The sequence below is a fragment of the Kitasatospora sp. NPDC127067 genome (genome assembly GCF_042724755.1).
In the GTDB taxonomy this organism is placed as follows: Bacteria; Actinomycetota; Actinomycetes; order Streptomycetales; family Streptomycetaceae; genus Kitasatospora; species Kitasatospora lactacystinica.
This window is the reverse complement of the sequence record NZ_JBHXEM010000022.1, coordinates 1-23,922: the sequence shown is the minus strand read 5'-3', so window position 1 is coordinate 23,922 and position 23,922 is coordinate 1. Positions and strand designations below refer to the sequence as shown.

Below are 23,922 nucleotides of genomic sequence, written 5' to 3'. Positions count from 1 at the left end.
CCCCTGGCGGGGGGGGGGGGGGGGGGCTCCGGGGGGGGGGGGGGGGGGGGCGGGGGGGGGGGGGGGGGGGCGCCGCCACCGCGAGCGGGTGGCGAGGCTACAGTGCGTCGTGGAACGTGCGGCCGATCACGTCGAGTTGCTGCTCGCGGGTGAGCCGGACGAAGTTGACCGCGTAGCCGCTGACCCGGATGGTGAGCTGCGGGTACTTCTCCGGGTGGTCCATGGCGTCCAGCAGGGTGTCCCGGTCGAGGACGTTGACGTTCATGTGGAAGCCGTGGCACGTGGTGTAGCCGTCCAGCACGCCGACCAGGTTGCGGACCCGCTCCTCGGGGGTGCGGCCGAGCGCCTCCGGGGTCACGGTGTTGGTGAGCGAGATGCCGTCCTCGGCGTGCGCGTAGGGGAGCCTCGCGACCGAGAGCGCGCTGGCCACGTAGCCGTGGGCGTCGCGCCCGTTCATCGGGTTGGCGCCCGGGGAGAACGGCTCGCCGGCCCGCCGCCCGTCCGGGGTGTTGCCGGTCTTCCTGCCGTAGACGACGTTCGAGGTGATGGTCAGGACGGACTGGGTGTGTTCGGCGCCCCGGTAGGCGGGGTGCTTGCGCACCTTGGTCATGAAGTCCTCGACCAGCCGGACGGCGATCGCGTCGGCCCGGTCGTCGTTGTTGCCGTACGCCGGGTAGTCGCCCTCGACCAGGTAGTCGGTCACCAGTCCGGTCTCGTCGCGCACCGGACGGACCTTGGTGTACCTGATCGCGGACAGCGAGTCGGCGGCCACCGCGAGCCCGGCGATGCCGCAGGCCATGGTGCGCCGGACGGCCCGATCGTGCAGGGCCATCTCGATCCGCTCGTAGGCGTACCTGTCGTGCATGTAGTGGATGACGTCGAGCGCGTGGACGTACGTCCCGGCGAGCCACTCCAGCTGCTCGTCGAAGCGGGCCAGCACCTCGTCGTAGTCGAGCACCGCGCCGCCCACCGGGGCGGTCGGGGGCCCGACCTGGGCGCCGGTCAGTTCGTCCCGCCCGCCGTTGATCGCGTAGAGGAGGGTTTTGGCGAGGTTGACCCTGGCGCCGAAGAACTGCATCTGCTTGCCGACCTCCATGGCGGAGACGCAGCAGGCGATGGCGGTGTCGTCGCCGAAGCGGGGGCGCATGAGGTCGTCGGACTCGTACTGGAGCGAGGAGGTGTCGATGGAGACGCGGGCGCAGAACTCCTTGAAACCCTCGGGGAGTCGCGGTGACCAGAGGACCGTCATGTTGGGCTCGGGCGCCGGGCCCAGGTTGTAGAGGGTCTGAAGGTAGCGGAAGGAGGTCCGGGTGACGAGGGTGCGGCCGTCGGTGCCGATGCCGCCGATCGATTCGGTGACCCATGTCGGGTCGCCGGAGAACAGTTCGTCGTACTCGGGGGTGCGCAGGAAGCGGACGATCCGCAGTTTGATGACGAAGTCGTCCACCAGTTCCTGGGCCTGCTGTTCGATGAGGAGCCCGGCCGCGAGGTCACGTTGGAGGTAGACGTCGAGGAATGTCGAGGTGCGGCCGAGCGACATGGCGGCGCCGTTCTGCTCCTTGACGGCCGCGAGGTAGCCGAAGTACAGCCACTGGATCGCCTCGCGGGCGGTCGCGGCGGGGCCGGAGACGTCGTACCCGTACGCCGAGGCCATCTCCTTGAGCTCGCCCAGTGCGCGGATCTGTTCGGCGAGTTCCTCGCGCTCGCGGATGGTCTCCTCCAGCCGCGCCGGGTCGGTGGGCGGCGCGTCCAGCTCGGTCTTCTCGGCGAGCTTGGCCTCGACCAGCCGGTCCACGCCGTACAGGGCGACGCGCCGGTAGTCGCCGATGATCCGGCCGCGGCCGTAGGCGTCCGGGAGCCCGGTGATGACGCCGGCCCTGCGGGCCGCGAGGATCTCGGGCGTGTAGGCGTCGAACACGCCGTCGTTGTGGGTCTTGCGGTACCGGGTGAAGACCTTCTCCAGCTCCGGGTCGACCGGGTACCCGTAGGTCCGCAGCGCGCCGGCCACCATCCGCCAGCCGCCGTACGGCATGATCGCTCGCTTCAGCGGGGCGTCGGTCTGCAGGCCGACGATCAGCTCCTTCTCGCGGTCGATGTATCCGGGCGCGTGCGCCGTGATGCCGGCCGGGATGTCGTACGCGACGTCGTACACGCCCTTGGCGCGTTCCTCGGGGAAGCGGTCGGTGATCTGCCGCCACACGTCGGTCGTCCGTTCGGTGGGGCCGGTGAGGAAGTCGGCCCCGCCCTCGTACGGGGTGTAGTTGCGCTGGATGAAGTCGCGGACGTCGACGGTGTCCCGCCACGGTCCGCCCCGGAAGCCGTCCCAGGCGAGTGCGGTCCGCTCGTGCTGCGAGGTGGTCATCTCGGTGTCCTCTCAGGCCTGGTCGCCGTAGTAGGCGCGGCGCATCAGCTGCTGCATGTCGGCGAGCATCGGCATCCGGGGGTTGGCGGGGGCGCACTGGTCCTCGTAGGCGTTCATGGCCTGCTGGGGGAGGGCCGCCAGGAACGCGGCCTCGTCGACTCCGGCGGCCTTGAAGGAGCGCGGGATGCCGGCCCTGTCCCGCAGGTCCTCGACCGCCGCGGCGAGGGATTCGACGCCCTGTTCGGGAGTGACGGCCGGCAGGCCGAGCATCCGGGCGATCGCCTGGTAGCGCTCGGGGGCGGTGTAGCTCCGGTACTTGGGCCAGCCGGTGACCTTGGCCGGGGCGGCGCCGTTCCAGCGGATCACGTGCGGCAGCAGCAGGGCGTTGGTGCGGCCGTGGGCGATGTGGAATGTCGCGCCGAGGGTGTGGGCCATGGCGTGTACGGCGCCGAGGAAGGCGGAGCCGAAGGCCATTCCGGCGATCGTGCCGGCGTTGTGCATCCGCTCGCGGGCGAAGGGGTCGTCCGCTCCGTTCAGCACCGCGCGCTCCAGGTTGTCGAAGATCAGCCGGATGCCCTGGAGCGCGAGTCCGTCGGTGAAGTCGTTGGCGTAGACGGAGACGTAGGTCTCGATGCAGTGGGTGAGCGCGTCGAAACCGGTGTCGGCGGTGACGTGCTTCGGGAGGCCGGTGGTCAGGGCCGGGTCGACGATGGCCACGCTCGGGGTGAGCGCGTAGTCCGCGAGCGGGTACTTCTGGCCGGTGGCGGTGTCGGTGATGACGGCGAAGGGGGTGACCTCACTGCCGGTGCCCGAGGTGGTGGGGATGCAGACCAGCTTGGCCTTCTCGCCGAGGTCGGGGAAGGTGAAGGCACGCTTGCGGATGTCGAAGAACTTCTCCTTCAGGTCCGCGAACTCCACCTCGGGGTGCTCGTACATCAGCCACATCACCTTGGCCGCGTCCATCGGTGAGCCACCGCCCAGGGCGATGATGGTGTCCGGCGCGAACTCGCGCATCAGGGCGGCGCCCTTGCGGACGGTGTCGATGCTCGGGTTCGGCTCGACGGAGTCGATGACCCGTACCTCGACCGGGTCGCGGCGGCGGTCGAGCACACTGCGGATCCGCTCCAGGTGGCCGATGTCCACCATGGTCCGGTCGGTCACGACGACGATGCGGTGCGCGCGGGGCATGCTCGCCAGGTACTTGACGGAGTTGCGCTCGAAGTAGATCTTCGGCGGGACCTTGAACCACTGCATGTTGGTGTTGCGCCGCCCGATCCGCTTGATGTTGACGAGGTTCAGCGTCGACACGTTCCCGGAGACCGAGTTGTGCCCGTAGCTGCCGCAGCCCAGGGTCAACGAGGGCGTGAAGGCGTTGTAGACGTCGCCGATGCCGCCCTGCGAGCTGGGCGCGTTCCAGATGATCCGGCAGGCCTTGACCGCGTGCCCGAACTCCTCGACGAACGCCTCGTCCTCGGTGTGCACCGCCGCCGAGTGCCCGAGGCCGTTGAACTCCACCATGGCAGAGGCCAGTTCGACGCCCTCCGCGCGGGAGCGGGCGGTGAGTACGGCCAGGACCGGGCAGAGCTTCTCGCGGGTCAGCGGCTCCGAGGGGCCGACCCGCTCGCAGTCGACGAGGATCACCGAGGTGTCGGCCGGTACCTCGAAGCCCGCCGCCTGCGCGACCCGCGCCGCCGAGCGGCCCACCACCTCGGCGTTCAAACGGTCGCCGGCGCACGCCGTACCGTCCCCGGCCCCGAACAGGTACCGCTCCAGCAGCGCCTTCTCCTCGGCGCTCGCGTGGTGCGCCTTCAGCTTCCGGAACTCGGCGAGCGCCGCCTCCCGGATCTCCGCGTCGAGGACGACGGCCTGCTCGGAGGCGCAGATCATGCCGTTGTCGAAGGACTTCGACAGCACGATGTCGTTCACCGCCCGCTTCAGGTCCGCGCTCCTCTCCACGTACGCGGGGACGTTGCCCGCGCCGACGCCCAGCGCCGGCTTGCCGCAGGAGTACGCGGCCCGCACCATCGCGTTGCCGCCGGTGGCCAGGATGGTGGCGACGTCCGGGTGGTTCATCAGGGCGTGGGTGGCGTCCATGGACGGTTCCGCGATCCACTGGATGCAGTGCGCGGGGGCGCCGGCCGCCACCGCCGCGTCCCGCACGATCCGGGCCGCCTCGGCCGAGCAGCGCTGGGCCGAGGGGTGGAAGGCGAACACGATCGGGTTGCGGGTCTTGAGCGCGAGCAGGCACTTGAAGATCGTGGTGGAGGTCGGGTTGGTCACCGGGGTGATACCGGCGACCACGCCGACCGGCTCGGCGATCTCCACGATGCCGTCGAGTTCGTCGCGGTACACCACCCCGACCGTCTTCGTCCGGGCCATCACGTGGGTGACGTTCTCGCACGCGAAGACGTTCTTCACCGCCTTGTCCTCGAACACGCCGCGCCCGGTCTCCTCCACGGCCAGCACGGCGAGCCCGGTGTGCTCGGCCAGCGCTGCCAGCGAGGCCTTCTTGACGATGTGATCGACCTGTTCCTGCGTGAACGAGGCGTATTCCTGCAGGGACTCCAGGGCGGAGGCGACCAGTGTGTCGACGGCGGTAGGCGGCTGGGGGGTGAGGCTGGGAAGGCTGTTGCTCGCGGGAGCCGCCTTCGACTCGCGTTGCGGGCGACGTGCCATAGTGGGCTACCTCTCCGGATCAGCGTCCGAGCTCAGGGCGCCGGGCGGGTGCCGTGCGCCTTCTCCTCAAGGCTTCCTCGTGCCGCGCGCCGGGGGATCCGACCAATGGGACCCGCTTGCGGCCGAAGGTCCCGGGCCCGGCGCGCGGTTGGTCCCGCGGCCGGGACCCGGTGGACGGTTCAGTCGTGCGGTACGACGGCGACCGGGCCGTGGGCGTGGTGGAGCACGGACTGGGCCACCGGCCCCAGTCGAGGTCCGGCCATCGGGTGCTTGGGAGCGCGCCGGCCGAGGACGACCAGCGAGGCGGTACGGGAGGCTTCCACGAGCATCCTGCTCGCGCTCCAGGCGCACACCTCCGCCTCGGTACGGACCGTGGGGAACTTGTCCTGCCAGCGCGCCAGGGCGTCCTGCAGCCGCACCTGTTCGGCGGCCGCCAGGGACTCCCCGATCTCCCACCGGTCCACCGGCGCCGCCGTCGCGTACGGGCCGCGGAAGGTGTCCCGGCTCTCCATCACCCGCAGGGCGGCGCCGGTGCCGGCCGCGTGCCGGAAGGCGAAGGCGAGCACCGCGTCGCACGGATCCGTGAACACGGCACCGACCTGCCCGAGGTAGCAGACTGGACCTGGGGTTCCTGACCGAGGATCAGGGGGGCTGTCATTGAGGAGACAACCACCGTGGACCTTCCCGTCACCGTCGGTATCGACACCTCCGAGGCGAGCCTGGCGGCCGCCGACTGGGCCGCAGCAGGCCCGTCAGGCAGCGGATGGCGGTGGTCTTCCCGGCTCCGTTGGGACCGAGGAGCCCGAACACCTCGCCCTGCTCGACAGTGAGGTCGAGCCGGTCGACGCCGATCCCCAACGATCGCAACTTGAAGAATTCTTCAAGTCAATAGATTATGTTGTTCTGTATCCGGTAGGAGTGTGGCCGTGCGCGGCAGCGCCCGCGGCAAGGAGGGGCGCATGAGCGACGTTTTCGACCAGGAGCTTCGCGAGCAGATCGCAGAAGCCCGCAGGCAGCGGGCAAGCGCTCGGGCGGCCGCTGACGAGGACGGCGCCCAGGCGTACGCCGGACGCGTCAGGCAGCTCCTGCGGATCGCCGCCCACCACGGCATCGAGGTCGAGTGCGCCGCCGAGGAAGAGGAAGAGGACTGAGCATGGCCGTCCCGCTCTACCAGGCCAAGGCGGAGTTCTTCCGCACGCTCGGTCACCCGGCGCGCATCCGCGTGCTGGAACTGCTCCAGGACGGGCCGCTCCCGGTGCGCGAGTTGCTCGCCGCGATCGAGATCGAGCCGTCCAGCCTCTCCCAGCAGCTCGGTGTCCTGCGCCGCAGCAACCTGGTCACGGCCAGCCGCGAGGGCAACACGGTGGTCTACGCATTGAGCACCCCGGACGTCGCCGAGCTGCTGCGCGCCGCGCGCCGCATCCTCACCGAGATGATCACCGACCAGGAGACGCTGCTCGCCGAATTGCGTGAGGCCGCCGTGCGTGGCACTCAGGAGAAGAGCGCGTGAGTGCCACCCGGAGCACCCTGACAGGCCGGGCCGCTGATCGCGTCCGGGCCGTCCTGCCGGACCGCGCGACCCTCGCCACCATGGGCCGCTCGCCCCGCAAGGATCTCCTGGCCGGCCTGACCGTGGCGATCGTGGCCCTGCCGCTCGCGCTCGGCTTCGGTGTCGCCTCCGGCGCCGGTGCCGAGGCCGGACTGGCCACCGCAGTGGTCGCCGGGGCGCTGGCCGCGATATTCGGCGGCTCCAACCTCCAGGTCAGCGGACCCACCGGGGCCATGACCGTCGTCCTGGTCCCGATCGTCCACCAGTACGGCACCTCCGGCGTGCTGACCGTCGGCCTGATCGCCGGTCTGCTGCTGATCGTCCTTGCCATCGGCGGGGCCGGCCGCTTCATGGCCTACGTCCCCGCCCCGGTGGTGGAGGGCTTCACCCTCGGCATCGCCGGAGTGATCGGGCTCCAGCAAGTGCCGGCCGCCCTCGGCATGGAGAAGGGTGACGCGGAGAACGTCGTGGTCGTCGCGGCCCGGGCCGTCGCCGACTCCGTCCGCCACCCGCACCCGGCGGCGCTCGCGCTGGCGCTCGGCGTCGCCGCCGTGATGCTGGTCGGAGCCCGGGTGCGCCCCGGCATCCCGTTTTCGCTGATCGCCGTCGCCGCCGCGACCCTGGCGGCCCGCTCCGTCCATCTGGACGTGGCGACCATCGGCCACCTCCCGGCCGGGTTGCCACTGCCGTCCCTGGGCTTCGTCGACCTCGGCACCGTTCCGCACCTGCTGACCGCCGCCCTCGCGGTCGCCGCCCTGGCGGCGCTGGAGTCGCTGATGTCGGCGACCGCCGCCGACGCGATGAGCGTCTGCGAACGCCACGACAGTGACCGGGAGTTGTTCGGCCAGGGAGTGGCGAATCTGGTCGCTCCGCTGTTCGGTGGTGTCGCCGCCACCGGCGCGATCGCCCGCACCGCCGTCAACGTCCGCTCCGGCGCGGCTTCCCCGCTCGCCGCCCTGGTCCACGCCGTCGTGCTCGCCGTGGTCGTCTTCGCCGCCGCACCCCTCGTGGAGGACATCCCGTTGGCCGCCCTCGCCGGTGTCCTGATCGCCACAGCGGTGCGGATGGTCGAGGTCGCCTCGCTGCGGGCGCTCGCCCGCAGCGGCCGCGGCGAGGCCGCCGTCCTGGTCCTCACCGCCGCCGCCACCCTCGCCTTCGACCTGGTCACCGCCGTCATCGTCGGCCTGGCCGTGGCCGGGATCCTGGCCCTGCGTCAGGTCGCCCGCTCCGCGAGGCTCCAGCAGGTGCCGCTGCACGACGGTCTGCCGCCCGCCGACCACCACGAGGAGGAGCAGGCACTCCTCGCCGAGCACATAGCCGCGTACCGGATAGACGGCCCGGTGTTCTTCGCCGCCGCCCACCGTTTCCTGCTCCAACTCGCCGAGACCACCGACGTCAAGGCCGTCATCCTGCGCCTGTCCCGGGTCACCGCCATCGACTCCACCGGTGCCTTGGTGCTGGGGGATGCGATAGGCAAGCTGGAGCGGCGCGGCATCCTCGTCCTGGTCTCCGGAGTGAAGGAAGGCCACCGGCGCACCCTGGACGCCCTCGGCGTCCTGGACGGCCTGAACACCGCGGGGCGGGTCTTCGGCCACACCCCCGAGGCCATCGCCTACGCCCGCGCCGAACTGCACACCACCGGCGTCCTGGCCGACGCCATGCCATGGAAGGGAACCGACCGATGACCGCACCCCGGGAGCCCCAGGGGTGAACCGCCCACGGCCCGCCACGACTGCCCTGCCCACCCGACCCGAGGAACACCGGCCATGAGCAACGATGCCACCTCCGAGGAGAAGAGCCGGCGCAAGGCCATGCTCATCCGGGCCGGGATCTACATCCTCGGCACCCACCTGTTCGCCGGCTTCGTCATCCTGCTCTTCGCCCTCGGCGACCGCCACTGAACCCCGGCGGAGGAGGGGGCGGCGGCGAGCGGCCCGACAGGACGTAGTCGCCCCCTGCCGCATGATCTCGGGCTGCCACGGTTCGCGGAACGTCGCGAACTCGACCGGCCTGCTCAGCCCGCGATGGATTGGTCGTTCGCAGCCGAGTCGGAGAGGCCGGCACGGAGGAGTCGATGACCGAGGTCGATGAGGGCGCGGGCGGCGGCGTACTCGTCGCCGATCTCGGGGACGGCGGGATCGTTCGGGTTGCGGCGGGCGGTGGTGCGGGACTCCAAGGTGTTGTCGCCGGTGTTGAGAACGGCGTGGGCCTTCGTGGTGTCACCCTGCTCGAAGAGGTCGAGGCGCAGGGTCCACCGCTTGGTGTGCATCGGAGTCGTGGTCGTCGTGCTCATGGCCGGTCCTCCCGGGCCGGGTCGGGTTCGGGGCTGTCCGGTCGGTCGGGCCGACCGCCTCGGGTGATCTCGATCGTGCGGGCGGGCTTCCTGGGTTCGCCGATCGGTGCGCGGACGGTCAGGACGCCCTTGTCGTAGGCGGCGGTGACGTCCTCCTCGCGGACGCCGACGGGCAGCCGGACGCTGCGGGTGAACGAGCCGTAGCGGAACTCGGAGCGCTGCTTGTCCTTCTTCTCCTCGGTGCGTTCGGCCCGGATGGTCAGGATGCCGTCGTCGACGCTGATCGTGATGTCCCTGTCGGGGTCGACGCCGGGGAGTTCGGCCTTGAGTTGGTAGACGCCGTCGGTCTCGGAGTCCTCGATGTGGATCATGTGCTCACCGACGGGCATGCGGAGGTCGACGGGGAAGTTCTCGAAGAGCTCCGGCAGGGACGGCCACCGGTAGCCGAAGGGGAATCCTCTGAGCAGGTCACTGGCCATGACGGTCTCCAGCGTGATGGGTTGCGGCTCGTTCGTGGTCGGGTGGTCGGGCGTCGGCAGGTGGGCCTACCCAGCCGGCCAGGGACTCGGACAGGTCCACCAGGGACTCCTCGACCAGGTCCGGCCGTGCGGCGTCGGCGGGCCGCCGGACCTCCACGGCCTGGATGTCGGCTCCGGCGAGTGCGGCCTCCTCGAAGGCGAAGCCGATCGCGGCCCGGGAGGCCTCCGAGCCGTCCACTCCGACCACGACCGGTCCGGGGCCGGAGAGGCCTTCGGGCGGCCCGGAGGCCGACGGCCCAGTGGTGGCCCGCTTCCCCCTCCGGACCTCCGGTCGGCCACTCCTGGGTGTGCAGGGGCTGCAACGGCAGGCCGCGCCCGGAGGCCTCGTCCGCCGCCCAGCGCACGGCCCAGCGGCTCGCCTCGGAGCGGTCGACACCCACGATCACGGGGCGGCGGGTTTCGAAGCCGTTCATCGCGGTCTCCGTTCGGCCTGGGCCGGCGCCGTCACCGGCTCTGTGTGAAGCCTTCAGCACCCCCATCGTCGGCCGCCGCCGTGCGGCCGGGGAGGGCCGGTCGGGCCCGTGCCGCAGGCCGGTGGGCCCTGGCCTTCAGGCGGGGCCGTGCGGCCCGTGCGGAATCCCGGGAAGCGGCTGACAGGGGAAGTACTCGGGCCGCCCACCCCGGGCGGCACCGGAAAGCAGCCCGGGGAATCCTCCGATGAACACCAGCGCAGCACTTGCGGAGCTGGGCGAACAGGGCCTCGCCGCGCTGGTGGACGCCCTGCGGCAGCGCGGCTTCACCGTGATCGGTCCTACCGCCCGGGACGGGGCGATCGTCCTCGCCGAGCTGTCCTCGGCGGACGACCTGCCGCACGGCTGGGGCGTCGAGGCCGAGGCGGGCACCTACCGGCTGCACCGGCGCGAGGACCGGGCGGCCTTCGCGCACACTGCCGGCCCGCAGTGGCCGGATGCGGCGCCATCTGCTCAGCGTACGCGTGGGGCTGCTACGGCTGCTTCGGACCGATGGAGACACCCAAACACCCGCGCCCTGCTGCTCGAGGTCTTGAACGGGTCGATCTGGTACCAGCAGGATCTGCCAGGCCGTCAACAGCACCAGCACGAGGGGGAAGAGCACGATGTGCCACATCAGCATCTGGCCGAAGTCCAGGACGTTGAACCAGGCGCCGATCCCGACAGCGTTGAGTGCGTCCTTGGCCTGCCCGGAGATCCACTGCGGGTCGAAGTTCTGCTGCACCACGTAACCGGTGAAGGCCGTGGCGATCGAGGCCAGGAAGGTGACCGCACCGGTCACCCAGGTCAGCGCCCGTCGCCCCCGCCAGGCGGCCATGAAGAACTTGCCCCACAAGTGGATCACCATGAACGCCATGAACAGTTCGGCGCTCCACAGGTGCACGCTGTTCACGTACTTCCCGACGGCGGAGGCATGCCACCACCCCGGGCCCTTCAGCGCCAGGATCCCGCCGGAGACCAGCACCACCACCAGCGAGGACACCGTGAGTACACCGAAGAGGTAGACCCACGAGGCCATGTACGCCGGCTGAGTGTCCGGCAGCAGCTTCTCCGGAGGCAGCCGACGGACGCGAACCGCCGCACCGCGCCCGTCCAGCTAGTCATCGCGGCGCCGTCCCTTCGGGAACGGCAGCAGCAGCGCGACCACGAAGAGCAGCACTATCACGCCGATCACGATCAGGTTCGCCACCGAGATCTGCACCATTCCCCAGTGGACGTAGTGCCCGGGATGGTTGAGATCGACAGGTGCCGACAGCGGTGACACCGCCATCACGCTCTCCTTCCGAAAGCCGGGAGCCCGGTGCCCAGTCTCGGCGGGCACCAGGCCGCCGGCATGCGGGGCTGCCCCGGATGGCGGGCCACTCCTGCTCGGCCTCGGCCACGGCACGTTTCACGGCGGCGGAGCTGTCCGGGGTGACGAAGATCGAGTCGATCCCGGCCTGCAGCAGGAAGTGGGTGACGTCCGGGTCGCTGCTCGGCCGCCGGCCGCACAGGCCGACGTGACGGTCGGCCGCCTGGGCGGTCCGGGTAGCCGTAGGTCGGCTCGCCGACCAGTCGGCGGTCCCCGCTGGACAACTGCTCGGGGTGGACCAGGGCCGTCGACGGCCGCGTCCTGGAGGACGGAGGCGGCGGGCAGGGCGAGGCAGCCGGCCGCTCCGAGGGCGATGGTGCCGGCGAGGCCCACGGCGACGGCGGCGATCGTTTTCGGGGACATGCGCGAAGACTCCTGGCGTTCCGGGTGCTTCCCCCGGGCTCCCAGCCTTCCGGGCCCGGTGGTGCCCGGCAATCCCCGCTGAGCCGAGTAGGGTCATCACCCACGGTCACGGGATCCACCCGGGCATATGGTCGGGAAAGCGTCACGGCGGCAACCACTTGGCTGGAAAAGCCGGAATCACACCCCCGCGGGCGGTTTGGACCGGGAGTCGGAGACACGTCGGTCGCATCGGTCGACAACCCTCAACAGAGCTGTTACACCAGGTGAGTTCAGCGCCTCGGGAGTGCTGCTCGTGTCGAACGCTCCTTCCTGCGCGAGGGCAGAGAGGCAGCCATGACCCTTCGTCGTCCGGAAGTTGGAGAATGCGCTCAGTGAATTCACCGGAGAACGCCGCTGTCGGTCCTGGAGCGGGTCGCGGCGAGTCAGTCGCCAGTGCGGGCCAGAGCTCGGTCGAAGCCGTCGAGGAAACGCCGTCCGGGGATGAACTCCCCCTGTGGGGCGTGGAGTTGCCCCTGGCGCGGACGGAGGAGCAGCAGGCCGCGGAAGGCGCCGACCTGCCGGACCTCAGAGCGCAGCTGTACGAGGTGGCGGAGGCCTGGAAGGAGGCCGTGCCCGAGGGGCGGAGTACCGCCGGGGATCTGCGAGCGGTTCTTGAGGCCGATGTGGAGGCGCTCCAGGTCCACTGGCAGCACGTCGCCGCGCTCCCCGACGCATCGGAAGCGCCCGCCGCCGACGGGACGGGGCACGTGGGCACGAGGAGCGGAGCGATGGCGGTGAACGCCGCACTCCGCGCCGTCGACCGGCACGCCCTCGCCCTTCGCGCCGTCCCCGAGTGGCAGCAGCTTCGCACCGTTCGTGACGCCGTCTCCCGCGTCTGGGACACGCTCGCCGAACGGGCCGGCGCGTCCGCGGGCCGTCTCCTCGACGACCGGCGCGTCGGGGAGTTCCTTCGCAACGTGTCGGTCCGCGCGTGCGAGACGATCGCCCGGCTCTCCCGGCTGGCGGCCGACCGCCTCCGTCCCGACCGGGCCGCGCGGCCGAGTGCGGAGGCCCTCCTCGCGCTCGGCAACGCGGCGAGTGCCTACGGCAGGTCCGTACGGCGGCCGGGCGACCTGTCCACGGGAGAGGCGCTGCTCGTCCTCGGCGGTGGCACCCGTCCGGGGGAGCCCTGGGCCTGACGCGCGGGCGGGCGGGTGGTGGCGGTACGGGGTGCCGGGCCGATCCGCCCGTCGCGGCGGCCCGCCCCCCGCCCCGCCTGGCGTCCGGCCGCCCGGCCGTCCTCACCGCAGCACGGACTCCAGGAAGTCGCTGCCGAGCCGGGCCACGACCGAGATGTCGAGCTGGTGGAGGACGTAGCGGCCCCGGCGCCGGGTGATGACCAGCCCGGCCTTCTTCAGCACGGTGAGATGGCGGGAGACCTCCGGGGCGGTGATGCCGTAGGCGTCGGCCAGCTCGCTGGTCGAGTACGCGCCGCGCGCGAGGTTGCGGCACAGGCTCATCCGCATGGGGTGGGTCAGCGCGTCCAGGCGCAGCTTGACCGTCTCCACCGGCTCGGCGCCGCCGACCTCGTGGGCGGCCGCCGGGTACTGGATCACGGGCTGCCAGCCCGGCCCGTACAGGGTGAAGAGGTGCGGCCAGCCGAAGACGGTCGGTATCAGGGTGAGGGAGGCGCCGCGGGCCTCGGTGCGGCCGTGGACGAGCTTGTCGACGACGATGCGACTGCCGTGCTCGTCCTCCTCCAGGCTCAGCGCCGGTGACGCGGCCGTGAGCGCCTCCGCCAGGCCCTTGCGGCGCAGCAGCTCGGTCTTGTGCTGGGCGTCGGCGGCGAGCTGGACGCGGACCCGGCGCCAGGTGTCGGCGAAGAACGCCTGTTCGCAGTCCTCCAGGAGGCGCCGGATCCACGCGCGCGTGGCGGTGGGTTCGGCGAGCATCCGCTCGACGAAGGCCGCCTGGCGCGGGCCGCGCGCCGCCGCCAGGTCGAGCGCGCGGCGCCGCGACCACGCGTCGACCAGGGGCGACGGCAGCCCCTTGGGGTAGTGGCTGATGCTGCACGAGATCTCCAGCGCCGCGCCGACGAACTTCTCGTCTTCCATGCGGTCGAGGTCGTCCAGTTCCTCGGTGAGGGTCTCCCGGGGCCGGGCCGGCATCAGGAAGTCGGAGCGCGTCGACCGCCACATGAAGTCGGCTTCGAGCAGCCGGTCGGCCAGTTCCGGCTTGAGTGCGGCGGAGGTCGTCGTCGTCCACGCGTGCAGCCGGGAGTGGTGAGCGGGCTCGGCCAGCGCGTGCAGCGCGTTGCTCAGTTCGGCCAGGGGCGAGGGGCAGAAGGTGATCCGCTCGTGCGGCAGTCCGGTGATGTCAATGGTCACGCTCACCCCTCCATGGTGCCTGGCCGCCGCGGCGCCGGGTCGGGCGGGGGGAGCCGTCCCGTCATTTGACGGGGGCCGTCAATCGACGGGACTTGTGGGGCCGCCGGGGTGCACGGTGGGCGCATGAACGCACTGCAGCAGCACCTCTTCGACAGCTACCGGGCCGCCCAGCACGCCGAGCCGGCCCCGCCGGCCCCCGGTACCCACGATGTCGCGGTGCTCCGTGCGGTCCGCGATCACCGCCGCTTCGAGGCCGTCCTCGCCGGCCGCCCGACCACCGGCCGCCTCCGCCTGGCCCTCCGCGCGGCCCTCCTCCGCCGCCGGCGGCGGGCCGGGGTGTGCCGGCCGTAGTGGTGGTCCTGCCGGGGCCGCGCCCCGGGAACGCGAGAGGACCCGGGAGCGTAGCCAGCTCCCGGGCCCCTGTTTGCCGCCCAATTGCGCACACCGGCACGTTTAAGGGTCGCGGATCAGGTTGAAATCGACGCGTTCTACCTTTGAACTACCGTGCCACGGAGCGGCACAGACAGGACTTGAACCTGCATTCGTCGATATTCGTCCGCACCCGGTCGATCCGGTGTTCGGCGGCGAATGCTGAGACTGGAGCGAGAGTCTGAGATTCAAGGGGTCTGCCTCTGCCTGCTTGGGCTACCCCGGCCGGTGGTGCCGGGGGGAGGACTCGAACCTCCACTGGGACCTCTGGTCAGCTTCAACGTCAGTGTCAGCTTTTCGCACCGTGCAGCGCACCCGCCCGGTCTCCCGGACAGGGTGTTCGACGCGCTCGGTGCACCCGCCCGGCTCCCCGGGCGGGCGATCATGGGGCTACCGGAAGAGGTAGCCGAAGACGGCGTCGCCGACCCGCTGGTCGGTGACCTCGACCGCGTTGGCCTCCTCGCGGGCGAACTTGACCGCCTGCTGGAGCTTCTCCACCCGCTCGGCGAGCTCGTTCACCCGGCGGGCCGGCAGCGCGCCGGAGAACTTGACCGTGGTCCAGTAGCCGACCGCGATGTCCTCGTAGTAGACCTCGACCTGGGCCGGGTGCTTCTCGGTGGCCTCGGCCTTGACGTGGTTGCGCGGCACCTTCTTGGTCCGGATGGTGCGCACCGGCTCGGTCTTCCAGGCGTCGGTGGACGGGTCGAGGTTCCAGGACTCGGAGGCGTCCAGCACCGGGAGCTTCTTCACGAAGGTGAACAGGTCGGTGAGCTGCTTCTCCAGGAAGAGCAGGTACGGCACCGGCACCCGGGCGAGGAGCACCTGGCCGTCGACCACCACATCGGCGCTGGCACCGATGTTGGCCCAGTCCTTGGTGGCCGTCACGTCGAAGAGCCGGGTGAGGGTCTGCGCGGTGGACCGCAGGATGTCCTCGGCCTTCAGCTGCACACGGGTCGACTCCGGCGGCAGCTGCTCGCCCTCCTCGTCCTTGGGCTGGTAGGTGCGGGAGATCCCGGCCAGCAGCGCGGGCTTCTGCAGGTCCTGGTGGGCCTGCGTCAGCTCCTGGAAGGACTTGGACTTGACGCCCTTTTCAACGGCGATGATCTGGTTCAGCTTTGCCACGTCCGGGACGCTACCAGTCCCAAAGTGGTCGGCGACACTCAATTATTGACCGAGTAGTGCTTCCGTTCTGTGCGCTCCGCTCCGGTTCCACGGTGTGCTGGTCCGATCGGATGGTGTCCTCCACCGCCCGGCCCCGTACGGGTGGCGGGGGACCGGGGCGGCGGCGGCCGGCGGGTTAGGTTCGGACGCGTGACCGGCAATGACGTGGTTCTGGCGCTGGTGGTGGTCACCGCGCTCGGTTTCGACTTCACCAACGGGTTTCACGACACCGGCAACGCCATGGCGACCTCGATCGTCACCGGCGCCCTCCCGCCGCGTGTCGCGGTCGGCGTCTCGGCGGTGCTGAACCTGGTGGGCGCCTTCCTGTCGACCGCGGTCGCCGCGACGATCGCCAGCGGTCTGGTGCAGAGCCAGGACGTGACGCTGACCGTGGTCATGGCGGGCCTGACGGGCAGCATCCTGTGGAACCTGACGACCTGGTACGTCGGGATCCCGTCGAGCTCCTCGCACGCGCTGATCGGCGGCGTGGTCGGGGCGACCATGGCGGCGGCCGGGGCCTCCGCCGTCAAGTGGCAGGGCCTCGTCGCCAAGGTGATCGTGCCGGCCGCCCTGTCGCCGTTCATCGCGGGCTCGGTCGCCGCGCTCGGCACCTACCTCGTCTACCGCGTCACCCGCGACGTCTCCGAGGGCCCGCGCACGCGGGGCTTCCGGAGCGGTCAGGTCGGGTCGGCCTGCATGGTCTCGCTCGCCCACGGCACCAACGACGCCCAGAAGACCATGGGCGTCATCACGCTGGCCCTGATCGCCAGCGGCACCCTGAGCGCCGGGGCGAAGGCGCCGGACTGGGTGATCGCCTCCTGCGCCACGGCCATCGCGCTGGGCACCTACATCGGCGGCTGGCGGGTCATCAGGGCGCTGGGCAAGGGGCTGGTGGAGATCGAACCGCCGCAGGGGATGGCCAGTGAGTCGGCCTCGGCCGCGGTCATCCTCTCCTCCACGGACTTCGGCTACTCGCTCTCCACCACCCACGTCGCCACCGGGTCGATCCTCGGATCGGGGGTCGGCAAGAAGGGCGCGGTCGTACGGTGGAACATCGCCCGCCGCATGGTGGTGGCCTGGGTGCTCACCCTCCCGGCGGCGGCACTGGTCGGGGCGCTCGCCTACTGGGTCGCCGACGGGATCGGCGGCACCGGGGGCGTCGTGACCATCTTCGCCGTTCTGGTGCTGGCCTCGATCGCCTTCTTCGTCGCGTCCCGCCACCCGGCGGTCACCCCGGCGAACGTCAACGCCGCGTGGACCGGGTCGGTCATCCCGGACCCGGAGCCCGTTCCCGCCACCGACGAGGTGGCCCCGTGAACTCCTGGGTCGATCTGGACGCGCTCTGGAAGATCGTCGTGGTCGGATTCCTCGCCGGCGCCGGTCTGCCCGCGCTGTTCGCCATCGGTGTGCGCGCCCTCTACCCACCGGTCGGGATCGACGGGGCCGGGGTCTCCCGCCGCGCCGCCGGGGCGCTCGGCTGGACCGTTGCCGTGGTGTGCTTCGCGGTGGTCCTCGCCGCGATCGGCTGGGGCATCTTCATCATCGTCAACCACAGCTGAGTGCGGAGGCGGTGGTCGCGGCGGTGGCGCGCCGGCGGGGCACGGGCGGCGACTGCGAGGTGGAAGGGCCGTCACGCCGGCCCCTCGACCATGGCGATCACCCCGGCGATGTAGTCCCGCCACCGGTGCCCGGTGAGTTCTGGGACGCTGCGCACGAGGAGGTGGGCGGCCAGGTAGCGCTCCACCGGCCGGACGTCGCAGATCGCGAAAAGCCGGTACAGGGCGTTGGTGCCGGTCCGGTAGATCAGGTAGTGGGTGCGGTCGAACAGCGTGCCGTCGGGGTCGCTGCGGGTCATCATCCGGTGGAACTCGCTGTAACGGGTGCGCAGTTCGAAGTCCCAGCGTTCGGCGGTGGCCGGGTCGCCGAGGGCGGTCGCGCGAGCCCGGTACTCCTCGCCGCGGCCGGAGAGGTCGGCCCCGGCCGCCAGCAGCCGCTCGGCCCGGTCCCAGGCCGTGGCCGACCAGCGCGCCCAGTCCTGCTCCCAGCCCCGGGTGTCCCCGGCCGCCACGCGGCGGACCAGTTCCGTGGCGGCGGGGCCGCCGCGCTCCCAGCGCTGATCGAAGGCCGCTCGGATCCGGCCGTCCGGGTCCTCGTGGACGAGGAAGTCCTCCAGGTGGGAGAGGAAGGAGTAGTGCCCGCCGATCAGCCCGTCCGGATGGGTGCTCGCGTGCGCCGCCAGCGCCGTGAGCACCAGCCGCACCCGGGCCTGCGCGGTGTCGCCGTGCTCCCCGAGGAACGCGCAGGCCGAGGTGATCGCGGGCAGCCCGGCGCGCATCAACTCGTCGCGCAGCGCAGCGGGTTCGGCCCCGAGCAGCGCGTGCAGGTCGGCCGTCGCGGCCGGGTCGACGGGCACCACCCGGACGGTGTTGTCCGGCACCAGCGGGCCGTACGGCGGGGCGATCAGCTCGGCCCGCCCGGCGACGGCGGCCTCGGCGAGCAACTGTTCCCGCGTGCGGTCGGCGACGGACGGGTGCGCGGCCGCCCACGTCCGCAGCGCCCGGTCGGACTCCTCCGCCACGGCGGCCACCCGCTCGGCCGGCCCCTCCAGCCGCAGCCGCAGGTGCGGCCCGAACCGCCAGTGCCGTTCGACGTGGGCGCGCAGCCCCTGCTCCGTCGCCCGGCGCGCGAGCGGCAGGACGGCCTCGCGCAGGGCGCGCGCCTTGACGGGCTGGTAGTGGTAGAGGATCACGTCGAGGGCGGTCCCGGGCGCGGGGCGGCCGGCCGGACCGCGCATCGGCTCACCCGTCAACTCACTCGTCAACTCAGTCGTCGGCTCGCTCATCGGGCGACTCCTCGGTGCGGCACCGGCGGGGCGGACAGGGTGCGGGCGGCGGGTTGGGCCGGGCGGTAGGTCTCCAGGACGAGTTCGACCGTCCGCGCCGGTTCCGACTGCCCGCCGACGAGGGGCAGGGCCTCCTCCAGCAGGGCGCCGTGCGGGTGGCGGGCGAGCCACCGGCCCAGGTGCCGGAGGTGGAGCGGGTTGCCGAGGTCGACGGGCTGGGGCTTGGGCGCTCGGAGCCGGTCGAGGAAGGTGTCGACGGCCGGAGCGTCCTCGGCGGGCCCGGTCACGGGGTGGAGGAAGAGCTGCTCGGGCAGGCCGAGGCGGGCACGCCAGCGGGCGACGGTGGCGGCGGGGACGCCGTCCGGGCCGGGATCGGCGGCGAGGTCGGCGCGCAGGGCGTCGAGGACCCCGGCCGGGAGGTGCCAGCGGCGGCGGGCGAGGACGACATGCCGGTGGCGCAGCCGCGGTGTGCGGGTGACGGTGCCGCCGGGGGCGGCCAGCGTCGTGCGGGGCAGCAGTGACGGGAAGGCGACGATGCCGGTCGGGTGGTCGGCGAGGAGGGGCGCCAGCCACTGCGGCAGCATGATCGGGGAGAGGAAGCCCAGGTAGAGGACGTCGAGGTGCTCGCCGGTGGAGCGCAGCCGGAACCGGAGCTGGTCGCCGGCGACGTCGTGCACGAGGTCGAGGTCGGCCTCGGCGAGGGCGGTCCACCGGCGGTCGGGCCCGATGTCCTCGGCGAGCAGGAGCGGATGCAGGTTGGCGTTGAAGCCGCCCACCGGGCGGATCTGGGCGGCGCGCGCGCCCTCGCCGAGCCCGGCGCGGATCTGCCGGGCGACCTCGGCGGCGGCCTGCGGCGCGGTGGCGTCGAGGAACCGGCTGGTGAAGCGACCCCAGCCGCAGTAGACGTGGTTGACGCACAACAGGCCCTCGGACGGCTCGCGTTGGACGAACCAGGAGTAGCTGAGCGGCCGGACCGCCGTCCAGGCGGGCAGCCGGGCGGCCAGGGCGCGCACCCGGTCGGCCGGCAGCACGACCTCCCCGTCCGCCTCGGGCAGGTCGAGGAACTCCCGCCGCAGGGAGGCGATGTCGTCGGGGACCGGGACGTCGGCCCAGGCGTTGTCGATGGCGGCGTCGAACTCCCACGGGGTGGAGCAGACGCCGCCGGCGCCGTAGCGGGCGACGAAGCGGTCCCGGGCGGTCCGGCGGATCAGATGGCCCTGGTCGAACAGCTCGGCCAGCGCCGTGAGTTCGGCGAGCACGGCCCGGTCGGCGGCGCCCGGTCGGGACTGCGGCGGGGCGGGCGCGTGGACGTCCTCGCTGAGCACGTCGAACGGCGTGGTCCGGTCGGGCAGGGGCCGGCCGGCGTCGGCGAGGACCCGGCGCCAGTCGGCCGTCAGGTCGGCGAGCAGGCCCGGTCGGCGTTCGGCCGGCGCGGACGCGTACCCGGCCGTGTCGTCGGCGAGTCCGCGGATCCTGCGGGCCAGCCCGGCGTCCTCGGGCCAGGCCCGGAGCCATGCGGCGAGCTGTTCCAGCGGATCGGGGCTCTGCGGGTCGACGGGTTCGGCGGGCACCAGGAGCCCGGCGGCGAGGAGCTGCTCGACGAAGCGCCGTACCGTCGGGTCCTCGCAGGGGCGACCGAGGGCCTCGGCGAGCCGCGCGGCGCGCCGCTCCGGCGGGTCGGGGGTCGCGGCCAGGGAGGCGAGCAGTGCAAGCTCCGGCCGGGCGCCGACCTCGACCTCCTCCTCGCGTGCGGCGAGGTAGCGGCCCCCGACGAACTCCATCCGGGTGCGCCGGTAGTGGGCCCGTCCAGCGTGGACGCGGGCGGCGCTGGTCATCCGGTGCGGCAGGCTCCGGCCGCGCCGGGGTTCGTCGACCAGGGCCTGGACCAGCGCCCCGACCAGGGTCCGGTTCGCGCGGACGACCGCGCGCGGGGCCGTCCCCGCATCGGCCGGGCGCGGGCCGTCCGAGGCCCAGCCGACCGCGGTGAACCAGGACAGGGGGCTGGTCTTGCCGGTCGCCCGCAGCGCGTGGCGCAGCACCTTGGCCTCCTCCTTGCGGGCCCGGCCGCCCCGCCCGGCGCTCACGTCCGAGGCGGTGACCACCGCGCGCAGCAGGTCGGCGCTGCCCAGGGCGACGGCGCGCCGGAACGCGGGCTCCCGGCACACCGCGGCGAGTGCGGCCCGTTCCGCCGCGAGCGCCGGCGGTACGGCCCCGGCCAGCTCGGCCAGCAGCCGGGCGTGCCGCTCCCGCAGCTCCAGCCACTGCGCGAGCCGGGGGAGCCGGGCGGGCAGGTCGCCCAGCCGGTCGAGCTGTGCGGCGCGGGGCGTGCGGCCGTTGTGGAGGTCCCTGCGCAGGGGCAGGACGATCCGCCGGTGGAACTGCTCGTCGTGTCCGGCCCGGCTGGCGTACAGGTCGTCGCCGAGTGCGGGGCGCAGGGCGGCGTCGGCGGCCTCCGTGGCGGTGAGCCGCGCCAGCAGGTCCCGGGCGAGGGCGGAGGGGGCGGACTGCGCGGCCCGGGCGAGCACGGCGGCGCGTACCAGCGCGTAGGCCGCGGTGGACGCGGCGGTGGACGCGGCGGCGCGGACGGGCGGCGCGGGCGCCGGTTCCGGCGCGGCCGGGGAGGGGGCCCGGGACGGGGCAGGGTCGGGCACGGCGGGCGACCTCCGAAGGGCGGGCGGGACGGCGGGGGAACCCGGCCGGTTCGCAGTGGAACGCGCCGGGTTCCGTGGTGCTTCGGCGCCGCTCAGTAGGGCTTGCTACAGCTCAGCAGGGCTCGGTAGGGCTCAGCAGGGTCAGAACCACGTCGTCGTCGGGTGCACGATGCTGGAGTTGGAGGAGGAGTTGCAGGAGGTGGAGTTGGTGGACGCGCCGCCCTCCGGCAGCGCGATGCTGTCGCGCAGCGCGGTGACGGTCAGTTCGCCCAGGTCGAGGTCGAGGTCGTCGAGCGCGAGGACGTCCTGCAGGTGGTCGGACATGGAGGTCTCCCGAGGAGTGTCGAAGGGGTCGGCCCGGTGGATCGCCGGACCGGGTCCGTGCCGGAACGTGGGCCGGATGCCCGACGACGACCCTTGGCAGGAACACGATCCCCGGGAGCCGCCGTCCTCCGGCAGTGCGACGACGCCGTGGGCAGTGCGACGGTGCCGCGCAGAGGTGCCACATGCGTGCTCGAGCGCACACGCGTGCCCGAGCGGGATGGTGCGGATGCGCCTGGTCCCCCGTGGGCGCGCGGCTCGGACCGGATCGATACCGGCCGGGCGCCACCTTTTTGCCGAGTCTAGGTCGAGGCCCGCTCCGCCGAGAGGGCGCTCCGGTCACATTGGCCGGTAATCCGCTGCGGCCCGCGGCGCCGGCCGCACCCCGGCGGGGCACCGCGGTGCCCGGTTCGCCCCCATGCGTACGCCCCCGAAAGCTCGCCGGGTCCGGCCGGCGCGCCGGCCGCGGTGCGGTGCGGCGGGGAAGCGGTTCGTCCCCGTTCCCGTGAAGAGGGCAGCTCCACGCCCCCGGCGACTGCCGACAGGTCCTTCACCCGGCCTTCACGCCTCCTGTCCCGCCCGCTCCGCTCGTCGTGCCCGCGCCCCGGCGGGGGAGAAGCCGGAGCGCGACCATCGGGATCCGGCCAGGGCAGGGCTTCCGTTTTCCGCGATATCCTGCGGCGCCTGGAGAACAACGGTCACTATCCCCAGGACCCCGACCACCCCCGTTCGCGGAATCGGAGCAGATCAACCAGCTCTTCGACGTCGAGGAGATGCTCTACTTCGTCGCCCCGGACTTCTGGCGGCCCGGCCCGGTGGCCCCGCCCGCCCCCGACCGGAACAGCGCCGGCCGCTACCCGCTGCCGCCCGAGAAGCAGCCGCCCCTCCCCGCCGGCACCGTCGAACTGCCGCTCGCCGGGCGGACGGTGGCCGGCTGGTACTCCCGCGCGGACGAGTACCGCACCTCGGGCGCGGCGGGCGCGCCCGCCCCCGAATGGCGGGTCGACTACCTCATCACCGAGGAGACCCAGCCGCCGCCGCTCGGCAGCTCGCTGGGCTGGCTGATCCAGATCGACGGCGACGAGCGCCGCAACGAGGCGGCCGTCGCGGTCCGCTACGACCCCCGCACTGGGCAGCAGCTGTGAGCGCGACGGGCGGCAGCTGAAAGGGCGGCCGGCGGAGCGTCGCCGCGCCCGTTCACCGGGTTGCCGCTTCGCGTCGCTCCAGCCAGTCGAGGTACCAGGTGGCGAAGGTGTGGCGGTTCCCCCGCGCGTCGACGCACGGCTCGAAGGGCGGGTCGACCGCACAGTCCCGGTCGCGGAGCTCCCCGCGGTGAGGGCCGACGACGACGAGCCAGCCGGTCATCCCGCACCCGTTGTCGCTGATGTGGATCGCGCCCCGGCCGCGTTCCACGTGCCAGATCTCGTCGCCGGCGTCGCCGAATACCTCGCGGTAGTCGTCCAGGCGGCTGGTGTCCCCGTCCCGGGCGGCGGGTTCGTACCCGGCGGCGCGAAGCGTCGCGGTCTGCCGGTCGGCCCAGCCCTCCGTCTCGACGAACGGGCCGCTGGGGTCCAGCAGCCAGGGGTGGTCCTCGTCGTCGTCCCAGACCCATCCCCATGTCCCGTCGATCCGGCGCAGCGAGGTGAGGTGGAGCGCCGGTCCGGGACCGCCGGCCCCGACCTCCGCCAGGAATGCGCGGTACTCATCGGGGAGTGCGACGCCGAACTGGGTCTCGGCCTCGGCGATCTCGGCGGGGGTCAGGGCGGGTTCGAACACCGGGCACCGGGACGGCCCGAGGCCACGGGCCCGACGTTCGGCCTCCTCCACCGCCATGACGCGTTCCCGGACTGACGACCAGTCCACCTGGGTGTTCATGGCTTTCCTGGTTCTCCTGGTTCTCCTGTTTCTTCCGTCGACGGCGAGCATGGACGATAGTGCTCGCCGCCGACATCGGAGCCCCGGCTCACCGCACCGGTCACAGATGGAGAACCTGCGCCCCGTCGACAGACCATCGACAGCGGTCGGCAGCCCCGGCCGAACCGCGCGCCCGGCTACGGCCGGGCCGGGAAGTCGTCGATGAACGCTTCGAGGCCTCCGGCCGGGTCGAGGGGCCGGAGATCCGCGTCGTAGTCGATCCACCGGACGACGGGGACCTCGGGCGCAAGGGTGTGCAGCACCGTGTGGATGACGGTCAGGGGCCCGGAGTGCGGCTCCCGGTCCTCGAAGGAGAACGCGCCGTGCCGCAGGTTGAACGACAGCTCCGCCCGGCGGCCGGGTTCGATCTCCGCGTCGATCTCCAGGAAATTCTCGAACGCGCGGCTCACCGCGGCGTGCGGCCAGTGCCGCCGGACGCAGTCCTCCACCTGCTCGCCGGTGAAGGCCCACGGTCCGGCCTGAGCGCGGTCGGGGCTGACGTAGAAGCTGGATCCCACGGGGGTGCTCGTTCCTCTCGGTGGTGCGGGCTTCGGGTCCCCGGTCGGCGGGCGCGGGAGGTCCCGGTTCACGCGGTCGTTCCGGTGCCGGCGGCGGTGCGCCGAGACGAGCAACTC

Annotated in this window: 23 protein-coding genes and 5 pseudogenes; 10 read left to right on the top strand and 18 right to left on the bottom strand. The window is 72.5% G+C overall.

Annotated elements, in window-relative coordinates:
* Positions 1–97: 97 nt before the first annotated feature.
* From pflB to ACFWJ4_RS12410, 4 genes and pseudogenes are all read right to left on the bottom strand, one after another.
* Positions 98–2,362 (bottom strand): formate C-acetyltransferase, encoded by a 2,265-nt coding sequence (gene pflB, locus ACFWJ4_RS12425; RefSeq protein WP_380542484.1) that lies wholly within the window; start codon positions 2,360–2,362, stop codon positions 98–100.
* A gap of 12 nt (positions 2,363–2,374) precedes the next feature.
* Positions 2,375–5,038 carry a bifunctional acetaldehyde-CoA/alcohol dehydrogenase gene (gene adhE / locus ACFWJ4_RS12420; RefSeq protein ID WP_380542481.1) on the bottom strand — a complete coding sequence of 888 codons (2,664 nt, stop codon included), beginning with the start codon at positions 5,036–5,038 and terminating at the stop codon, positions 2,375–2,377.
* A 179-nt stretch (positions 5,039–5,217) separates the two neighbouring features.
* Positions 5,218–5,628, bottom strand: coding sequence for a universal stress protein (locus ACFWJ4_RS12415; RefSeq protein WP_380542478.1), 411 nt, complete (start codon positions 5,626–5,628; stop codon positions 5,218–5,220).
* 151 nt (positions 5,629–5,779) lie between these two features.
* Positions 5,780–5,905, bottom strand: a pseudogene (locus tag ACFWJ4_RS12410) (ATP-binding cassette domain-containing protein); the annotation flags it as partial.
* Positions 5,906–5,997: 92 nt separating this feature from the next.
* Between ACFWJ4_RS12410 and ACFWJ4_RS12405 the strand changes: the two are divergent.
* From ACFWJ4_RS12405 to ACFWJ4_RS12390, 4 genes are all read left to right on the top strand, one after another.
* Positions 5,998–6,189, top strand: coding sequence for a hypothetical protein (locus tag ACFWJ4_RS12405; protein WP_380542476.1), 192 nt, complete (start codon positions 5,998–6,000; stop codon positions 6,187–6,189).
* Between the two features lie 2 nt (positions 6,190–6,191).
* Positions 6,192–6,548, top strand: a complete 357-nt coding sequence (locus ACFWJ4_RS12400; protein ID WP_380542473.1) for an ArsR/SmtB family transcription factor — start codon at positions 6,192–6,194, stop codon at positions 6,546–6,548.
* 80 nt (positions 6,549–6,628) lie between these two features.
* The gene (locus ACFWJ4_RS12395; RefSeq protein WP_380542656.1) at positions 6,629–8,272 is read left to right on the top strand and encodes a SulP family inorganic anion transporter; all 1,644 of its coding nucleotides are present in this window, start codon (positions 6,629–6,631) and stop codon (positions 8,270–8,272) included.
* A gap of 81 nt (positions 8,273–8,353) precedes the next feature.
* Positions 8,354–8,488 carry a DUF6126 family protein gene (locus tag ACFWJ4_RS12390; RefSeq protein ID WP_380542470.1) on the top strand — a complete coding sequence of 45 codons (135 nt, stop codon included), beginning with the start codon at positions 8,354–8,356 and terminating at the stop codon, positions 8,486–8,488.
* Positions 8,489–8,601: 113 nt separating this feature from the next.
* On the opposite strand, the gene ACFWJ4_RS12385 is transcribed toward ACFWJ4_RS12390, so the two are convergent.
* The 4 genes and pseudogenes from ACFWJ4_RS12385 to ACFWJ4_RS12370 form a co-directional block, all read right to left on the bottom strand.
* Positions 8,602–8,880: a DUF1876 domain-containing protein gene (locus ACFWJ4_RS12385; RefSeq protein ID WP_380542467.1), complete on the bottom strand. Its 279-nt coding sequence runs from the start codon at positions 8,878–8,880 to the stop codon at positions 8,602–8,604.
* On the bottom strand, positions 8,877–9,359 hold the full coding sequence (locus ACFWJ4_RS12380; protein ID WP_380542465.1) for an Hsp20/alpha crystallin family protein: 483 nt from the start codon (positions 9,357–9,359) through the stop codon (positions 8,877–8,879). Before ACFWJ4_RS12380 ends, ACFWJ4_RS12385 begins: the two co-directional genes overlap by 4 nt.
* Positions 9,349–9,606, bottom strand: coding sequence for a universal stress protein (locus tag ACFWJ4_RS12375; protein ID WP_380542462.1), 258 nt, complete (start codon positions 9,604–9,606; stop codon positions 9,349–9,351). The genes ACFWJ4_RS12380 and ACFWJ4_RS12375 overlap by 11 nt, the downstream gene beginning before the upstream one ends.
* 67 nt (positions 9,607–9,673) lie before the next feature.
* Positions 9,674–9,832: pseudogene (locus ACFWJ4_RS12370) on the bottom strand (universal stress protein); the annotation flags it as partial.
* Positions 9,833–10,076: 244 nt separating this feature from the next.
* On the opposite strand from ACFWJ4_RS12370, the pseudogene ACFWJ4_RS12365 reads away from it, so the two are divergent.
* Positions 10,077–10,319: pseudogene (locus tag ACFWJ4_RS12365) on the top strand (4Fe-4S ferredoxin); the annotation flags it as partial.
* A 132-nt stretch (positions 10,320–10,451) separates the two neighbouring features.
* Here ACFWJ4_RS12365 and ACFWJ4_RS12360 read toward each other — a convergent pair.
* The 3 genes and pseudogenes from ACFWJ4_RS12360 to ACFWJ4_RS12350 all read right to left on the bottom strand — a co-directional run.
* Positions 10,452–10,745 (bottom strand): annotated as a pseudogene (locus tag ACFWJ4_RS12360) (cytochrome b N-terminal domain-containing protein); the annotation flags it as partial.
* Positions 10,746–10,985: 240 nt separating this feature from the next.
* Positions 10,986–11,159, bottom strand: a complete 174-nt coding sequence (locus ACFWJ4_RS12355) for a hypothetical protein (RefSeq protein WP_380542665.1) — start codon at positions 11,157–11,159, stop codon at positions 10,986–10,988.
* A 109-nt stretch (positions 11,160–11,268) separates the two neighbouring features.
* A pseudogene (locus ACFWJ4_RS12350) lies at positions 11,269–11,700 on the bottom strand (putative PEP-binding protein); the annotation flags it as partial.
* A 403-nt stretch (positions 11,701–12,103) separates the two neighbouring features.
* Here ACFWJ4_RS12350 and ACFWJ4_RS12345 point away from each other — a divergent pair.
* Positions 12,104–12,781 carry a hypothetical protein gene (locus tag ACFWJ4_RS12345; protein ID WP_380542459.1) on the top strand — a complete coding sequence of 226 codons (678 nt, stop codon included), beginning with the start codon at positions 12,104–12,106 and terminating at the stop codon, positions 12,779–12,781.
* A gap of 102 nt (positions 12,782–12,883) precedes the next feature.
* On the opposite strand, the gene ACFWJ4_RS12340 is transcribed toward ACFWJ4_RS12345, so the two are convergent.
* Positions 12,884–13,975: a DUF5937 family protein gene (locus ACFWJ4_RS12340; RefSeq protein WP_380542456.1), complete on the bottom strand. Its 1,092-nt coding sequence runs from the start codon at positions 13,973–13,975 to the stop codon at positions 12,884–12,886.
* A 117-nt stretch (positions 13,976–14,092) separates the two neighbouring features.
* Between ACFWJ4_RS12340 and ACFWJ4_RS12335 the strand changes: the two genes are divergently transcribed.
* The gene (locus tag ACFWJ4_RS12335; RefSeq protein ID WP_380542453.1) at positions 14,093–14,320 is read left to right on the top strand and encodes a hypothetical protein; all 228 of its coding nucleotides are present in this window, start codon (positions 14,093–14,095) and stop codon (positions 14,318–14,320) included.
* Positions 14,321–14,788: 468 nt separating this feature from the next.
* On the opposite strand, the gene ACFWJ4_RS12330 is transcribed toward ACFWJ4_RS12335, so the two are convergent.
* Positions 14,789–15,520, bottom strand: coding sequence for a hypothetical protein (locus ACFWJ4_RS12330; protein WP_380542450.1), 732 nt, complete (start codon positions 15,518–15,520; stop codon positions 14,789–14,791).
* Between the two features lie 189 nt (positions 15,521–15,709).
* Here ACFWJ4_RS12330 and ACFWJ4_RS12325 point away from each other — a divergent pair, with 189 nt between their 5' ends.
* Together ACFWJ4_RS12325 and ACFWJ4_RS12320 are read left to right on the top strand one after the other, a co-directional pair.
* The gene (locus ACFWJ4_RS12325) at positions 15,710–16,876 is read left to right on the top strand and encodes an inorganic phosphate transporter (RefSeq protein ID WP_359908209.1); all 1,167 of its coding nucleotides are present in this window, start codon (positions 15,710–15,712) and stop codon (positions 16,874–16,876) included.
* Positions 16,873–17,118: a hypothetical protein gene (locus tag ACFWJ4_RS12320; protein ID WP_380542447.1), complete on the top strand. Its 246-nt coding sequence runs from the start codon at positions 16,873–16,875 to the stop codon at positions 17,116–17,118. Before ACFWJ4_RS12325 ends, ACFWJ4_RS12320 begins: the two co-directional genes overlap by 4 nt.
* Positions 17,119–17,189: 71 nt before the next feature.
* Here ACFWJ4_RS12320 and ACFWJ4_RS12315 read toward each other — a convergent pair whose 3' ends face one another.
* The 3 genes from ACFWJ4_RS12315 to ACFWJ4_RS12305 form a co-directional block, all read right to left on the bottom strand.
* Positions 17,190–18,401, bottom strand: a complete 1,212-nt coding sequence (locus ACFWJ4_RS12315; protein ID WP_380542444.1) for a lantibiotic dehydratase C-terminal domain-containing protein — start codon at positions 18,399–18,401, stop codon at positions 17,190–17,192.
* Positions 18,398–21,052, bottom strand: coding sequence for a lantibiotic dehydratase (locus ACFWJ4_RS12310; protein WP_380542441.1), 2,655 nt, complete (start codon positions 21,050–21,052; stop codon positions 18,398–18,400). The genes ACFWJ4_RS12315 and ACFWJ4_RS12310 overlap by 4 nt, the downstream gene beginning before the upstream one ends.
* Positions 21,053–21,193: 141 nt before the next feature.
* A complete protein-coding gene (locus tag ACFWJ4_RS12305) occupies positions 21,194–21,376 on the bottom strand; it encodes a thiazolylpeptide-type bacteriocin (RefSeq protein WP_359908198.1) in 183 nt (60 codons plus the stop codon).
* Positions 21,377–22,146: 770 nt separating this feature from the next.
* On the opposite strand from ACFWJ4_RS12305, the gene ACFWJ4_RS12300 reads away from it, so the two are divergent.
* Positions 22,147–22,518 carry a hypothetical protein gene (locus tag ACFWJ4_RS12300; protein WP_380542438.1) on the top strand — a complete coding sequence of 124 codons (372 nt, stop codon included), beginning with the start codon at positions 22,147–22,149 and terminating at the stop codon, positions 22,516–22,518.
* A 52-nt stretch (positions 22,519–22,570) separates the two neighbouring features.
* Here ACFWJ4_RS12300 and ACFWJ4_RS12295 read toward each other — a convergent pair whose 3' ends face one another.
* Together ACFWJ4_RS12295 and ACFWJ4_RS12290 are read right to left on the bottom strand one after the other, a co-directional pair.
* Positions 22,571–23,248 carry an SMI1/KNR4 family protein gene (locus tag ACFWJ4_RS12295; RefSeq protein ID WP_380542435.1) on the bottom strand — a complete coding sequence of 226 codons (678 nt, stop codon included), beginning with the start codon at positions 23,246–23,248 and terminating at the stop codon, positions 22,571–22,573.
* Positions 23,249–23,424: 176 nt separating this feature from the next.
* The coding region (locus ACFWJ4_RS12290; protein ID WP_380542432.1) for a hypothetical protein at positions 23,425–23,922 on the bottom strand (498 nt) is incomplete at its 5' end.